Source organism: Chimaeribacter californicus (assembly GCF_002858675.1).
Taxonomy (GTDB): domain Bacteria; phylum Pseudomonadota; class Gammaproteobacteria; order Enterobacterales; family Enterobacteriaceae; genus Chimaeribacter; species Chimaeribacter californicus.
On the sequence record NZ_PJZF01000003.1, the window covers coordinates 290178 to 305295 of the forward strand.

Below are 15118 nucleotides of genomic sequence, written 5' to 3' on the forward strand. Positions count from 1 at the left end.
GAAGGGGCCGGGTTGCCCAGCCCCTGTGGCTGATTACACCTGTTGCACCTGAATGCCGTGCTGCACCAGCAAGTCGCCCAGCACGCTGCCGCTCTCCAGCCCGGTTGCGTGGTAAACGTCAAAGGTCAGGCCGTCTACCTCGCGCTGGCCGCTGGTTTCCCAGGCGCTGCCCTCACCCGCCAGCGTAAGCTGGCTGCCCGCCGCCCCAAGGACTAACAGGTTCTCCTCCGGCTGATCGGTGACGGTTTGTGCCTCGTGCCGCCCCAGCGTCAGGCTGTTGCTGCCATTACCGAGGTCGAAGATATCGATGTTCTCGATCTTCAGCCCCAGCGCGGTGAGATCCAGATGCTGATCGCTGCCCGCCAGCAGCAGCGTATCCGTGCCGCTGCCGCCGTCGATGTGCAGGAAGTCCAGGGTATTGACGACAATGGTGTCATTGCCGCTGCCGCCGATCGCTTCACCGCCGCTATGCGAGATATCCAGCGTCTGCCCGCCAATGGTGTAGGTGCTGTGCTCCTGCGTAACGGCGTCCGGCGCGACCAGCGCGGCAGTCAACGTGCTGTCAGCGGTGTCTGCCACCGTGGCCTGGCTGGTGACCGTCAGTGCGGCGGTTTCCGTGGTGGCTGCGTCTGGTGTCGCGGTGTCCAGCGTCAGCGCGCCGGTCACGGTGGTGAGGTTCCCGGCCACGTCGGTGATGCTCACGGTCAGCGGGTAGTCACCCGCCGGTTGATCCGCCAGTGCCTCCGGTGGGATCGCCACCACCCAGTTGCCGCTCTCTTGCACCGTGCCGGGATAATTCACGCCGTTGAGCACCACCAGCACCAGCAACCCGGCGGCGGCGATACCGGCGCTGCCGGTGAGCGCAAAGCCCGCCTGCGCCTCCTGGTAGCTAATCAGGTTGTCCCCGGTGACCGGGTTAAACGCCAGTTCCGGCGCGGTGGTGTCTACCGTCAGCACCGCTTTGGCATAGAGCATCTGGCCGCAGGCGCTTTTCACGCAGGCGGTCAGCGTGGTGTTGCCCTCCTCCAGCGCCGCCACATCGGCGGCCGGTACGGTGGCCGACCAGCTGCCGTCCCGGCCGACTTTCGCCGTGTAGTGTTCACCGTTGAGCGTCAGGTGCACCGTCGCGCCGCGGTGCACGCCATCCGTGTGACCGGTGAGGGTGATCGCGCCTTCGGCATCCGCGGCGTTGATCAGGTTATCGCCGGTGACCGGGTCGATGCTCAGGCCGTCACGGTCACTTTTAATGGTAAGGTTACGGCTGGCGGTGGCGCGGTTGCCGGAGACATCCGTGACGCTGGCACGCAGCGTTTCACCGCCGTTGCCCAGCGCCGCCAGCACCTCCGCCGGTACCACCAGCGACCAGACGCCGCCCGCCTGCACCTGGGTGGTATAGGTCACGCCGCCGATCTTCAGGCTCAGCGTCTGCCCGCTCTCCACATTCTCCGAGCTGCCGGAAATAATCTGGTCGCTCTGGATCTCCGCGCCGTTGAGCACGTTATCCCCGGAAACAGTATGGATGCGCAGCACCGGCCGGTTGGCGGGGTCGGCATCCAGCAGCAGCGACTCCGTCACGGTGGTGGTCTGGCCGTTGGCCGCGGTCTGGGTGACGGTCAGCGTATAGCGGCCGTCCTCCAGTTCAGCCAGCGTGCTGTTTGGCAGGGTCAGCTGCCAGTTGCCCTCGTCATTGACTGCGGCGTCATACGTCACGCCGTTTAACTGCACGCTGACCACACCGCCCGCTTCCGAGCTCTGGCCGCTGATGACCACCCCGGCGGCGGCTTCGGCGGCGTTGATGATGTTATCCAAGGCGATTGGGTCAAGGGTGATCACCGGCACGTAAAGATCGACCGTCAACAGGTTCAGGCCGCTTATCTCATTGCCGCTGAGATCCGTGGAGGTCGCGGAGACCCAGTACTCGGTGTTGCCCAGCTGCGCCAGGTCCTCTGCCGGCACCGTCACTTGCCAGCTGCCGTCGGACGCCTCCACCGTGGTCTGGTAGAGGTGGCCGTTCAGATCCACCGTAATGGCTGCGCCCACCCGGCCGTTGGTGATGGTGCCGCTTACCACCAGCGGGCCATTGGCTTCGTCGGCAGTCAGGATGCCGTCACCGGCCAGGGTGTCGATGTTGAGTTCGCCCGGCGTGCGGTAAAGCAGGAAGCTGTGGCTGCCCACCGCCAGCAGGTTGCCATCGGCATCAGTGATGGTGGCGCTGATGCCGGTGTTCGCGTCATTGGGCAGGGTTTGCAGATCCTCCGACGGGATTAACACGCTCCAGCTGTGGTCCGCCTGCACCTCGGCCTGGTAGGTAAACTCACCCAGCGTCAGCGTGACGATACTGCCTGCCGCGATGTTGCCCGCCTGGCCGCTGAGCAGCTGGTCACTCTCCAGCTCATCTTCATCCAGGTAGTTGTCATCCCCGCCAAAGGGGTTGAAGGTCAGTGGTTGCAGGTCGCCGAGATCCACCGTCAACGTCGAGGTCGCAGTAATCTGGTTAAATTCGATATCGTACGCCGTGACCGTCACCGTCAGCGGGCCATCCGGGAAGCCGGCCAGCTGTTGCGGGGTAAAAGTCACTGACCAGTCAGAACTGTAATCATAGAATCCCTGGGAGACGCCGTTAATCGTCACCTCCAGGGAGAGCGGCATATCCAGGAATTCGCCGCTGCCGCTGACCACCAGCCCGTCCACGGCCTCATCTGCCGTCAGCACGTTATCCCCGGCGATCGGGTCAATGGTGAGGGTGCCGACGCCTGCCAGCACCGTGAACTGGTTTTCATTGCTGATGGTATTGCCTGCGCCATCGGCCACCGTGCCGACCAGGTTTACCCAGCCGTTACGTAATTGCTCCAAATCCGACGACGGCAGGCTTACCTGCCAATACCCGTTTTCGCCGGTGGTGGTGGTGTAGGTGAATTGCTGACCGTCGAATGAGGTCATCTGGATAGTCACCGCCAGCCCCGCGACATTACCGCCGTCGTCGCTGAAGACTTCCCCCTCCAGGATTTGATCCTGCGCCTGTTCCTCGGCATTCAGCACATCATCCCCGGCGAAAACGTAGAACGCAAAGCCGCCGCTGAACGGCAGTTGGTTGCTGGTGACGTCATGGTTAAGGGTGGTGACGGTGCCGTCCGGCGCGGTGAGTTCGGCCACCAGCGTATAGACGCCGTTGGCCCGGCCGCCGAAGGCCCCGACCGGCACGGTGACCTGCCAGGAGCCGTCTGCCTCCACCGTGCCGGTGTAGCGGTACTCTTCGCTCTCAAAGGCAGTGACCGCGACGGTGCCGCCCTGCGTACTTAACGGCGCGCGGCCGGTGATCACAATCTCGCCGTCCGCCTCATCGGCAGAGATCACATCGTCACCGGTGACCGGATTAAGGGTCAGCGTTGCCACATCGCTCAGATTCACTTCCAGGGTGGCGGTGGTGGTGATCAGGTTGCCGGAGATGTCAGACCCGGAGACCGTCACCGTCACCGGCCCCTCCGGCAGGGTGGCCACAAATTCCGGGCTGAAAGTGACTGACCAGTCGGAATAATAATCGATGTAATACTCCGTCTCGCCGTTTATTTCGACCTGGATCTGCGTGTACCTTTCCCCCATATACCTGCTGCTGCCGCTGATGGTCAGCCCGCCATCCACTTCATCCGCCGTCAGCACATTGTCCCCGGCGATCGGGTTAACGGTGATGGTGCCGCCTTCTGCCGGTAACACCGCGAAGTCTGCTTCGCGGGAGCTGGAGGCATCGTTGCCTGCGGCGTCTGTGGCGGTGGCCGTCATGTAACTCCAGCCCTCGCTCAGTTGTTGCAGGTCAGCGGCCGGAATGGTGACTGACCAGCGGCCGTTGCCGTCCGTGGTGCCGGTATAGGCAAAGGTCTGGCCGTCGTTGTCATGCATGTAGACGGTGATCCCCAACCCGCTGACATCGTTCTCCTCGCTCGCGAAGGTGCCGCTGAAGACCTGAGCCTGCGTGCGCTCTTCCGCCGTCAATGTGCTGTCGCCGGTAAAGTCATCAAAGACGAAGTCACCGCTGAAGGGCCACACGTTAATGGTGATGTCGTGGGTGACGGTGGTGACGGTGCCGTCCGGCGCGGTGAGTTCCGCCACCAGCGTGTAAACGCCATTGCTGGAGCCACCGAAATTATATTCCGGTACGGTGACCTGCCAGGTGCCGTCGGCGGCGACGGTGCCGGTGTAGCGGTAGGCCGGGTCATCAAACGCAGTGACCGTCACGGTGCCGCCCTGCGCGCTGACCGGCGCATGGCCGGTGATCGCGATCTCGCCTGAGGTTTCATCGACGTAGAGGACGTCGTCACCGGTGACCGGGTCAACGCTGAAGGCCGGGGCGGGGGCGAGATCAACCGTCAGATCCTGTTGGGTGGTGACCGGCTCGAGGTCAATGTTGATGGTGGCGGCGGTCACGGTGTAGACACCGTCCGCCAGCCCGGCCAGATCGGCCGCCGGAACCTGCACGCTCCAGGTGTCATTACCCGGCGCCGTGGTGGTGTAATCATTGCCGTTCAGCGTCACGGTGATCGTCACGCCCTCCGGCACCCGGAACGACACGCCGCTTATCGTCAGGGCCGTCGCGGTTTCGGCCGCCGTCAGGATATTATCGCCGGTGATCGGGTCAATGGTCAGGGTGGCGGGGCTGAAGACCAGCTCAAATGACCTGCCCACGGCGATGCTGTTCCCGGCCAGATCCGCGGCCTGCACATAGACATAACCATTGGGGTTTTGCAGCGCCTGCAACGCGGCGGCGGGCACGGTTATCGTCCAGTTGCCGCTGTTGTCCACGGTGCCGGTGTGGGTGACCCCGTCCAGCTCGGCGCTTATCGTCTGGCCCGCGCCGGTGATGCCGGTGGTGCCGGTCAGTACCTGATCCTGCAATGTCTCATCGGGGGTCAGCACGTCGTCACCGAACAGGGTATCGATCTGCACGTCGAACTGCGCCTGGTTATCAATATAGAGCCCGACATCCAGCGTCACCGGCGCGCTGCCCGGTGCGCTGAAGGTGATGGGGTACTGGCCGTCGGGGAAATTGTTCACCACCAGGTCACTGACGTAGGTGCTCCAGCTGCCGTCGGCTTCCACTTCGGCGCGGAAAATATGCTCATTGAAGGTGATGACGACCCATGACCCGGCCGGCACATCCACCGTTGTCCCGCTCAGCACCAGGTAGCTGGTTTCATTGGCATTGATGTAGTTATCCCCGGCGACCGGGTCGACCACCAGCCGCGCGGTGGTGAAGTCCACAGTCAGGATTTCGCTGCCCTGGGTCTCCTGCCCGGCCAGGTTGGTGGCGCGGGCAACGATCGGCGTCTGGCCGCTATAGAGCGTCAGCAGGTCAGCAGACGGCACGGAAAGGGAGAAGCTGCCGTCCGCCGCGACGGTGGTGCTGTAGGTTTTGTCGTTCAGGGTCACCGTCACCGCCTGCCCCGCCTCCACGCCGGTGGTGGTGCCGCTCAGCGTCTGGGCGCTTTGTGCCTCGGCGTCACTCAGCACATTGTCAGTGACAAACGGGTCAAAGGTCAGGGACGGCAGGCTGCTGTTGACCGTCAGCGTGGCGCTGTCGCCGGCTTCCCGGCCGAGCGCATTGGTGACCGTGGCGACAAGCTGCGCGCCGTCCGGCAGGGCGGCCACGTCCGCGGCCGGTACGCTGGTGAGCCAGTAGCCCTGTGCATCCACGGTGGCGGTGTAGGTGTTGCCGTTCAGCGTGAGGGTGACCGTCTGCCCGGCTTCCACCCGGGTGGTGCTGCCGCTCAGGATCTGGCTGGCCTGATCTTCCGGGCCGCTGATGACGTCATCCCCGGCAAAGGCGTTCAGGGTCACGGAGGGCCAGTCGCTGAGCACCTGGAACGGTACGCTGGCGGTAGCCACCTCACTGGCCGCATTGGCGCTTTCCGCGGTGATCTCAGTGGAGCCGTAGCGCAACAGGTTGTACATCGACGCGGCGTTAAGCGTCACCTGCCAGCTGCCGTCGGCCTGCACCTCCGTCCAGAAGGAAGCCATATCGCTGAAGGCGACCGTCAGCGCCTGCCCGGCCTCAATGCCGGTGGTGGTGCCGCTCAACACCTGATCGACCTGCCCTTCGGCGTAGGTGATGATGTTGTCACCGGCAAACGGGTTAATGGTGATGGTGGGCGCATCCGCGGCTTCAACGTCAGCCGCGGCGTTAACGTCAGCCGCGGCGTTCGTCGGCGTGCTGCTGCGCGCGACGCCGGCGGCCTCAACCGGCGCACGGTAGGCTTCAAACACCGGCGTCAGGCTGCTGCCGGTGGCATCGCGGCTGAACACCGCCTGCGTTACCGGGCCGGTGCCGTTATCAAACACCAGGGTGCTGGTGCTGCCGCTGCTGTCCGCCACAAAGAAATCGCGGTATTGCTGGGTTGCGCCGTCCTGCGTGGCTAAAAACAGGTCGTCACCGGTGCGCGTATACCCGGTGGCCCAGTCAGTGTGATTATTAATGGTGATAACACTGGGCTCTGTCAGCGAAATAACCTGACCCGCGTCAATATTCTGGGAAATAACCTTGCCGGTCTGCCGGGAAAAAAGGGTGATAGTCGTCATGGATTGCCTCTTATTCAATAAGCGGTAAATAATTTCCATGCGCCTCATATCCAGGATGATTGGAGAAGGCGCAGGATTATCTGATAATGATTTTTAAATCATGGTATTACGCTTTCTGAACTGGTGCGGCAAAGCAAAATAAAAATGAAATAAAAGCGAAATAAATAAACTTTTTTTCTTTTTTAAAAACGACATTGCCTTCACGGCCAGGCAGCACGGCATAAGGTTGCCCGTCCGCTTATTATTAATAAGCAGAATTACTATTTAATAAATTGAATTAAAATTTAACTTAAGTCGCACAGTGTAGACACAACTTTTCACAACTTAAAAGGGGGGGTAGCGTAGGTTCCGGGATTATTTTTTGGCGCGGCCCACAAGCCTGCCGCCCCACCTGATGGCGCGGGGGCGCAGCAGGATCACTTTCAGAAAAATGCCACGTTATACCCTGTTACTTTCTGCTAACATGACGCGCTTGCCCGCCCGCGAGGTAAATGTGAAACCCACTGAACAGTGCTGGCAGCGGCTGCAAAACTCACCGTTTCGCGCCCGCTTCCGGCTGAATACCCACGATGCCGCTTACCTGTACGCGAAAGGCGTGCCGCAGGTGCTGGCCCACGCGCGGGATTTCGTCGCCCGGCGGCTGGCGGCGGCCTGCCCGCCTGATGACGGCAAACAGACGCCGATGCGCGGCCACCCGGTGTTTGTTGCCCAGCACGGCACCGCCACCTGTTGCCGTGGCTGCCTGGAAAAATGGCATGGCATACCGCGCGGTGTGCCGCTCTCCCCCACGCAGCAGGCGTATGTTGTGGCGATGATTGAGCTGTGGCTGCAACGCCGCGCCCCACCGGCCCCGGCGGCACCGGCAGGGCCACAACAGCTGGATTTGCTGCTGCCTTCGGAGCCGGGACGTTAACTGGTTTTACCAGATACGCTAAAAACGGTATCCTTCACATAACAGGCCTGAAACAGGGAATTCGTATCGCCATGACCACTGATTATTGCGCCGACCGGCCTGCACCGGGTATTCCTCAACAGATAGCCACCCGCGTGACCTTTTTTGTTGCCGGGTTCGGGATGTCCGCCTGGGCACCGCTGGTGCCGTTTGTTAAGGCCCGGCTGGCGATTGACGAGGCGTCACTCGGCTTGCTGCTGCTCTGCATCGGGGCCGGTTCCATGCTGGGCATGCCGCTGACCGGGATATTGACCGGCCGCCTGGGCTGTCGCTGGGTGATTTTGCTGGCGGCCACACTTATCTGCCTTGACCTGCCGCTGCTGGCGGTGATGGAGAGCCAGGCCGGGATGGCCGTGGCGCTGCTGCTGTTCGGCGCGGCGATCGGCATGCTGGATGTGTCGATGAATATCCATGCGGTGCTGGTGGAAAAGGCCAGCGGGCGGGCGATGATGTCCGGCTTCCATGGCTTTTTCAGCATCGGCAGCATTGCCGGGGCGCTGGGCGTGAGCGCCCTGCTCTGGCTGAAGCTGTCGCCGCTATTGGCGGCTGTGGCCGTTGTCGCGGTGATGGTGCTGCTGATGGCCCCGGCGCGCCGCCACCTCTGGCCGCAGCATGAACAGCAGGCCGGGCCGTTGCTGGTGCTGCCGCGCGGCTGGGTGGTGTTCCTCGGCTTCCTCTGTTTTGTGATGTTCCTGCTGGAAGGGTCGATGCTGGACTGGGGCGCGCTGTTCTTGATCGGCTCACGCGACGTGGCACCGGAACATGCCGGCATCGGTTATGCGGCATTTTCCGTGGCCATGACCCTGGGGCGGCTGAACGGTGACCGGATTGTGCAGGCGCTCGGCCGCTTCCGCGTACTGCTGTTCGGCAGCCTGTGCGCCGGGGCCGGGCTGCTGCTGGCGATTCTGGCACCCGGGTTGCTGAGTGCGCTGGCCGGGTTTGTGCTGGTGGGCATCGGGGCTGCTAACCTGGTGCCGATCATGTTCAGCGCCGCCGGTAACCAGACGGCAATGCCGGCCAACCTGGCGATCGCCTCGGTGACGACGCTGGGCTATGCCGGTATTCTGGCCGGGCCGGCACTGATTGGCTTTATCGCCCAATTGAGTAATTTGTCGGTGGCCTTTGCCTGCGTGGCCGCCCTGATGCTGGTGGTCACTGCCAGTGCCAGATTCGTGACGCGGTAATCAAGGATCCCTATTCACTTTTATGCAAAAGTATTTGTCATTGACCTCTACCAATATCACCCGGTTTTTTCTGGTGTTTATCCTGCTGCTGACCACCGGGATTGGGATATATGGGTATAACTACACCACCGCGTATCTGAACGATAAAAAGCATGTGCTGGAGAATATCGCCACCCGGATGCAGCAGCGGATCGATATTTACCGCTACAACACGTACCAGATTTATGACAATTACACCGGCAGCCCGGTGGGCGGCAGCGCCACCCCGGCGCAGGAGATCCGCCTGCGGCCGGACGTGTTTTATGTGCAGAAAGCGCACCGTAAAACCGATGCCGTGATCTTCGGCAACCATGACAGCGCCACCCTCGACCTGACTCTCCAGGTGTCGAATTACCTCGACATGCAGTGGGGCGGCAAGCCGCAGACCTACACCATGTACTACCTGAACGGCCAGGATAACAGCCTGATTATGGTGACGACCCAGCCGTTGCAGGAACTGACGTCACGCTTTAAGGAGAATTACCTCACCACCTCCGCCGATGCGCGCCGCAATGAGATGCTGCAACAGGCCAACACGCTGGATGAGCGCGAGAGCTTCTCAACCCTGCGCAAGTCACGTTTCAGTAATGACATGTTCTTCTCCCTGCGTACCACCTTTAACAACCCGGGCCACCTGGCGACGGTGATCGCCTTTGACCTGCCGGTCAACGATCTGCTGCCGGCCAACCTGGCACGCGCTAACTTCCAGCTGCGTGAGGAGAGTGCGCCGGTAAGCGAGGGCGAGGCAGAAGATAACGGCAGCGGCACGCGGGTGACGCGCAGCGGCTGGTGGCTCGACTTCGCTACGCCGCTCGCCAATGCGCCGTTACAGGTGGTGTACCGCGTTGCCCTGCCCGGCCTGGCGCTGGACATGCTGCACAACAATACCTGGCTGCTGCTGATTAACCTGGCGCTGCTGGGCATGGCGATGAGCGGCATCTACTTTATCCGCCATCAGTTTATCCGCCCGAGTGAGAACATGGCGGCGCAGCTGCGCGCCCAGCAGGCGCTGAACCAGGAGATTGTCTCCAGCCTCTCCACCGGCTTGCTGGTGTATAACTTCGGCAGCAACAGCGTGGTCGCCAGCAATAAGATTGCCGACCACCTGCTGCCGCACCTCAGCCTGCAAAAGATCGCCGCGATGGCGGAGCAGCACCACGGCACCATTCAGGCCACGGTGAACAACGAGGTGTATGAGATCCGCATGTTGCGCAGCAAATTTGCGCCGGAAACCTACCTGTTCCTGCTGCATGACCAGGACAAAGAGGTGATGGTCAACAAGAAGCTGCAACAGGCACGGCGTGAGTATGAGAAGAACCTCCAGGCGCGCAAACTGATGCTGCACAACCTGGGGATCGAGCTGAACCAGCCGCTGAACACCATCCATACGCTCTCTACCGCCCTGCAACAGGCACCGGAGGCGGAGCGCCAGCAGATGCTGGGCGATCTGGCCTATGAGTCGCAGTCGGTGCTGACGCTGATTGATAACATCACCCTGCTGACCCGGCTGGAGACGCAGGACTGGCAACCGTCACGCCACCAGTTCTCCCTTTCCGGCATGGTGGATGAGCTGCTGCTGGAGACCCTGCCGGCGCTGAACCGCAAGGGGCTGTCACTGTTCAACCACTTCCAGCTGGATGCCACACAGAACTACATCGGCGATGTGCAGGCGCTGAAAAAGGTGCTGTCGCTGCTGTTGGATTACGCGATCGTCACTACCGCCTTCGGCAAAATCTCGCTGATTGTGGAGAGCGAGCCGCAACAGCCTGAGCAGCTGATTTTCCACATCACCGACACCGGCAGCGGCATCTCCAAAGAGGAGATCCGTAACCTTAACTATCCGTTCCTCAGCCAGACGCTGATCGACCGCTTTAACCACGGCTCCGGCCTCACCTTCTTCCTGTGTAACCAGCTGTGCAAGAAGCTGAACGGCCAGCTGGAGATCCGCAGCAAGGCGGACATCGGCACGCGTTATACCGTGCGCATCCTGCTGGGCGTGGAACCGCGTGACGAGGAAGAGAGCGAAAAACTGCTGGATGACGTGACGGTATTGCTGGATGTGACCTCGGAAGAGGTGCGTTCGATCGTCACCCGCCTGCTCGCCGGTTATGGTGCAAATTGTATTACCGCAGAGGATAGACAGATTAGTCGTGATTATGATGTCATGTTGACAGATAATCCCCATCACTGTGATCGCTACACATTGTTACTTTCAAGTGACGAGGCGGGCTTCCAACAGTTACAGCGGGATTATATTCGCGTGAATTATAATATCAGCAGTGCTGTCATTGATGCCATTCTGGTGCTGATCGAGCAACAGATGGCGGCCACCGTTGACAGCCCGGCCCCGGAGACGCTTCCGGGTGACGACGGCCACGATTACCGCGCACAGCTTGAGGCCAGCGATTACTACGCGCTGTTCACCGAGACGGTGCCGGAGGATCTGGACAAACTGCACAGCGAAAGCCGGCAACAGGATTTCACAGCACTTTCTCAGACTGCACACCGCCTGAAGGGGGTCTTTGCCATGTTAAACCTGACCCCCGGCAAAGTATTATGTGAAACGCTAGAACAGCATATTGTTGAAACCGACATGCTGAAAATCGAGAATAACATCAGTCAGATTGATCATTTTGTCAGCAGACTGCTACAGCAAGGTAGCCAAAACCATGAATAACCTGAACGTAATTATTGCCGATGACCACCCTATTGTTCTGTTTGGCATCAAGAAGTCACTGGAACAGATAGAGTGGGTGAATGTGGTTGGGGAGTTTGAGGACTCCACCGCGCTGATTAACAATCTGGCGAAACTGGACGCCAACGTACTGGTCACCGACCTCTCCATGCCGGGCGAGAAGTACGGCGACGGCATTACGCTTATCAAGTACATCAAACGCCACTACCCGCAGCTGGCGATCATTGTGCTGACCATGAACAACAACCCGGCGATCCTCAGTGCGGTACTGGATCTGGACATCGAAGGCATTGTGCTGAAACAGGGCGCGCCGACCGACCTGCCGAAAGCGCTGGCTGCCCTGCAGAAAGGCAAGAAATTCACGCCGGAAAGCGTCTCCAAATTGCTGGAGAAGATCAGCGCCAACGGTTACGGCGACAAGCGCCTCTCTCCGAAAGAGAGCGAAGTGCTGCGCCTGTTTGCGGAAGGCTTCCTGGTGACCGAGATCGCCAAGAAACTCAACCGCAGCATCAAAACCATCAGCAGCCAGAAGAAGTCAGCGATGATGAAACTGGGCGTGGACAACGACATCGCCCTGCTCAACTACCTCTCTTCCGTCAGCACCACCCCGGTGGATCGCGGCTGATAACAGCGTAAGAAAAACAAAAAGCGCCCAATGGGCGCTTTTTTTATGGCTGAGAAGCGGGCGGGTATCACACCGGGACGTCACCGCCCTGCTCTGCCGCTTCGGCGGCCTCACGTTCAGCGCGTTCACGGGCGCGCTGTTCGGCCTGGCGGATCTGGCGGGTGCGTGCGCTGTAGTAGGCCAGCGTCGTGCGCAGGGTGTCGAGGGTCACCGGTTTTGACAGGCAGTTGTCCATGCCTGCCTCGATACAGCGCTGCTTCTCCTCGGCCAGGGCGTTGGCCGTGACGCCAATCACCGGGCGGATGTAATCCATCTGCCGCAGCCGCTGGGTCAGGCGATAGCCGTCCATCTTCGGCATGTTGACGTCCGTCAGCACGATATCAATGGTGTTGCAGCGCATCACCTCCAGCGCGTCCAGCCCGTCGTTGGCAGTCAGGATCTGGTAGCCGAGCGAGCCGAGCTGGTCGGCCAGCAGGCGGCGGTTGATCGGGTGGTCATCCACCACCAGCAGCTGGATCTCGTGGTTCGCCTGCTGGGTTTCGGCGTTGATCACCGGCAGTTGCAGCATCGCACGCGCGTGGCCCTCTTCCAGGTGGTAGAGGCGGTTAAACAGGCTGGTCAACTCCAGCGGCGTTGAGGTGCTGTGCAGCCAGTAGCCCGGGCGGGTCTCCACCGGCGGGCCGATATGCTCGAGCGAGAACTCGATCTGCGCCAGCAGCGACAGCGGGTGGTTCAGCGCGTAGTCGGTCAGCAGGATGTCGCTGTCATAGGTGATCATGCCCGGCTGGTAGCGCACCACGTCTGCGCCATGCTGGTTCAGCATCGGCTCCAGGTACGCCTCCAGCCGCGCATTGCGCACCGACAGGATAATGCGTCGGCCCCGCCACAGGGTGCCGTCCGGCGGCGTGGCGAATTTGGCGTCATACATCGGCAGGCGCACGGTGAACAGGCTGCCCATCCCCGGTTCCGATTCTACGGCGATATCGCCATCCATCAGGTTAATCAGCTTCTCACAGATCGCCAGCCCCAGCCCGGTGCCCTGGAAGTGGCGCTGCACGCCGGTACCGACCTGGAAGAACGGATCAAACAGCCGCGGGATCTCTTTCGCCGGAATGCCGACGCCGGTGTCGCGCACGCGGAACTCCAGGTAGTTATCCCGGGTGCAGGCATGGAGCACGATGCAGCCGGTGTCGGTGAATTTGATGGCGTTATTGAGGATGTTGGAGAGCACCTGTTGCAGCCGCACCGGGTCACCGGAGAGGAACTCCGGCACATCGTGCTCAATAAAGCAGTAGAGGCCCAGACGCTTTTTCACCACCAGCGGCAGGTAGTTGCCGGCGATGTGGGTCACCACCTCCCGGCAGGAGAACTCGCGCGGCTCAATTTTCAGCTGTTCTGACTCAATCTTCGAGAAGTCGAGGATGTCGCTGATGATTTTCAGCAGCAGGCCGGAGGAGTTGTTCATCGCCGTGACCAGCCGGTCAACCCCCTCCGGCAGTGCCTTGGTCTGCAACAGATCGAGGTTACCGATGATGCCGTACAGCGGGGTGCGCAGCTCATGGCTGACGGTCGCCAGGAACATCGATTTCGACTGGCTCGCCTGCTCGGCGGCGTTGGCCATCTCCTGCAATGACTCTTCCATCCTCACGCGCGCGCTGACGTCCACCAGCACGCAGATCGCCACATCCTCGTTGCGGTAGCGCGAATGCACGAAGCTCAGTTGCAGGTTGTTGTTATTGCTGGTGATCACATCCACAAAGTTGACCTGCTGGTCGCAGATGATGCGCGTAATGCGCTGGCGATCCTCGTGGGTCAGCATGTTGATGTAGTTGTGCGCCAGTTCGTTACTGAGGATGTTCACGCCGTCACTGATGCGCAAAATAGAGATGCCGACCGGGGCCGATGCCACAATTTTGTGGTTGAACTGCTCGTTCTCCTCCAGCCGGAAGGCGTTCTCTTCCGCTGGGAAGAACATTTTCCGCTCAAACAACCACGCCAGGGTAAACAGCAGGATCGCCGAGAAGATGTTCAGCAGGAAAGCGTTGAGGATCAGGATTTTAAATCTGTCCAGCAGGGTGCGCACCGGCAGCGAGTAGACGATGCTGAGCGTGGACGGCTGCAGGCTCTTTTTCATGATCAGGTCGTTGTACCCGTTCACATAGCCAAAGTAGCTGGCGGCGTCCGGGTAGCGACCCAGCATGGAGATGTAGCGCTCGCCCTCGCTGAAGCGCAGCAACGGCTCGTTGGAGGGCCCCAGCAGCGTGACGCCAATCGGCAGCGCGCTTGGGCTGGAGAAATCTTCCAGCCGCAGGATCTGCTCGATGCCGATCAGCGCCTCCAGTTTGTTGCCCACGTAGATCGGCGCCAGCACATAGAGGTAACCGACATCGGCGCGCGGGCCGGGGCTGACCCAGTAGAGGTTGTTGTCTTTCTCTTTGCTCTTGGCGTTACGGAATTTCAGGATGCGCTCATGCAGTGATTTCAGCACGTTTTCATGGTTGATCGGCCGGGTGGTGTTATTGATGTTGAAATCGGCCATGCAGAGGCTGTCGCCGCCGATGAAGAACACCCGGTTCAGGTCATAGGCAGCGGAGAAATTATCTTTCCAGTAATGCACGGTGTTGCTCAGTGACTGGAGCGAGTTGCGGTAGTCGCCGTTGAGCTGGGCGCAGTCGGAGTCACTGAACAGCGGGTAGATGCGCGGCTGGTTGGTTTTCCCGGCAAACACCCCGTTCAGGATGTCGAGGCCGTTGACCGTGCCGCTGAGGCGGTTCTCCGCCATATAGCGGATATCGCGCATGATGTCCGCCGAATGACGGAAGTAACTCTGGGCCTGATCGTAGTTGAGGTAATACTCCTGACGGATCTGTGACTCTTTCTCGTGAAAGATGTTCAGGATGTAAAAGGTGGTCAGCAACGCGCCCAGTGACCAGAGCATAATGGCCAGTACCCGGAATAAGTAACGGGAAATTTTCAGCGTTGTGCGGAACGAAGCCAGATATTTCAATCGGATACCATCTTAATGTGTCGGGCCATTCAGGGCAGGCAGCGAACAG

The 15118-nt window shown here is 60.7% G+C and carries 6 protein-coding genes; 4 read left to right on the top strand and 2 right to left on the bottom strand.

Annotation, left to right across the window (positions count from 1 at the left end; all coding sequences use genetic code 11):
- Positions 1-33: 33 nt before the first annotated feature.
- The gene (locus CYR55_RS06080) at positions 34-6567 is read right to left on the bottom strand and encodes an Ig-like domain-containing protein (protein ID WP_165699536.1); all 6534 of its coding nucleotides are present in this window, start codon (positions 6565-6567) and stop codon (positions 34-36) included.
- Positions 6568-7030: 463 nt separating this feature from the next.
- Here CYR55_RS06080 and CYR55_RS06085 point away from each other — a divergent pair, with 463 nt between their 5' ends.
- From CYR55_RS06085 to rcsB, 4 genes are all read left to right on the top strand, one after another.
- Entirely contained in the window at positions 7031-7480 is a 450-nt protein-coding gene (locus tag CYR55_RS06085) for a DUF4186 domain-containing protein (protein ID WP_101815307.1), read from the top strand.
- A 71-nt stretch (positions 7481-7551) separates the two neighbouring features.
- Positions 7552-8703, top strand: a complete 1152-nt coding sequence (locus CYR55_RS06090) for an MFS transporter (protein ID WP_101815255.1) — start codon at positions 7552-7554, stop codon at positions 8701-8703.
- A gap of 22 nt (positions 8704-8725) precedes the next feature.
- Positions 8726-11419 carry a phosphotransferase RcsD gene (gene rcsD / locus CYR55_RS06095; protein WP_101815256.1) on the top strand — a complete coding sequence of 898 codons (2694 nt, stop codon included), beginning with the start codon at positions 8726-8728 and terminating at the stop codon, positions 11417-11419.
- Complete coding sequence (rcsB, locus tag CYR55_RS06100) at positions 11412-12062, top strand: response regulator transcription factor RcsB (protein WP_072930476.1); 651 nt, start codon at positions 11412-11414, stop codon at positions 12060-12062. The genes rcsD and rcsB overlap by 8 nt, the downstream gene beginning before the upstream one ends.
- Positions 12063-12129: 67 nt before the next feature.
- Here rcsB and rcsC read toward each other — a convergent pair whose 3' ends face one another.
- A complete protein-coding gene (rcsC, locus tag CYR55_RS06105; protein ID WP_101815257.1) occupies positions 12130-15069 on the bottom strand; it encodes a two-component system sensor histidine kinase RcsC in 2940 nt (979 codons plus the stop codon).
- Between the last annotated feature and the right edge of the window lie 49 nt (positions 15070-15118).

Excerpts from the sequence above, each read along its gene's own strand:
- CYR55_RS06080 (WP_165699536.1), bottom strand. The coding sequence starts at position 6,567 with ATGACGACTATCACCCTTTTTTCCCGGCAGACCGGCAAGGTTATTTCC.
- CYR55_RS06085 (WP_101815307.1), top strand. The coding sequence starts at position 7,031 with ATGACGCGCTTGCCCGCCCGCGAGGTAAATGTGAAACCCACTGAACAG.
- CYR55_RS06090 (WP_101815255.1), top strand. The coding sequence starts at position 7,552 with ATGACCACTGATTATTGCGCCGACCGGCCTGCACCGGGTATTCCTCAA.
- rcsD (WP_101815256.1), top strand. The coding sequence starts at position 8,726 with ATGCAAAAGTATTTGTCATTGACCTCTACCAATATCACCCGGTTTTTT.
- rcsB (WP_072930476.1), top strand. The coding sequence starts at position 11,412 with ATGAATAACCTGAACGTAATTATTGCCGATGACCACCCTATTGTTCTG.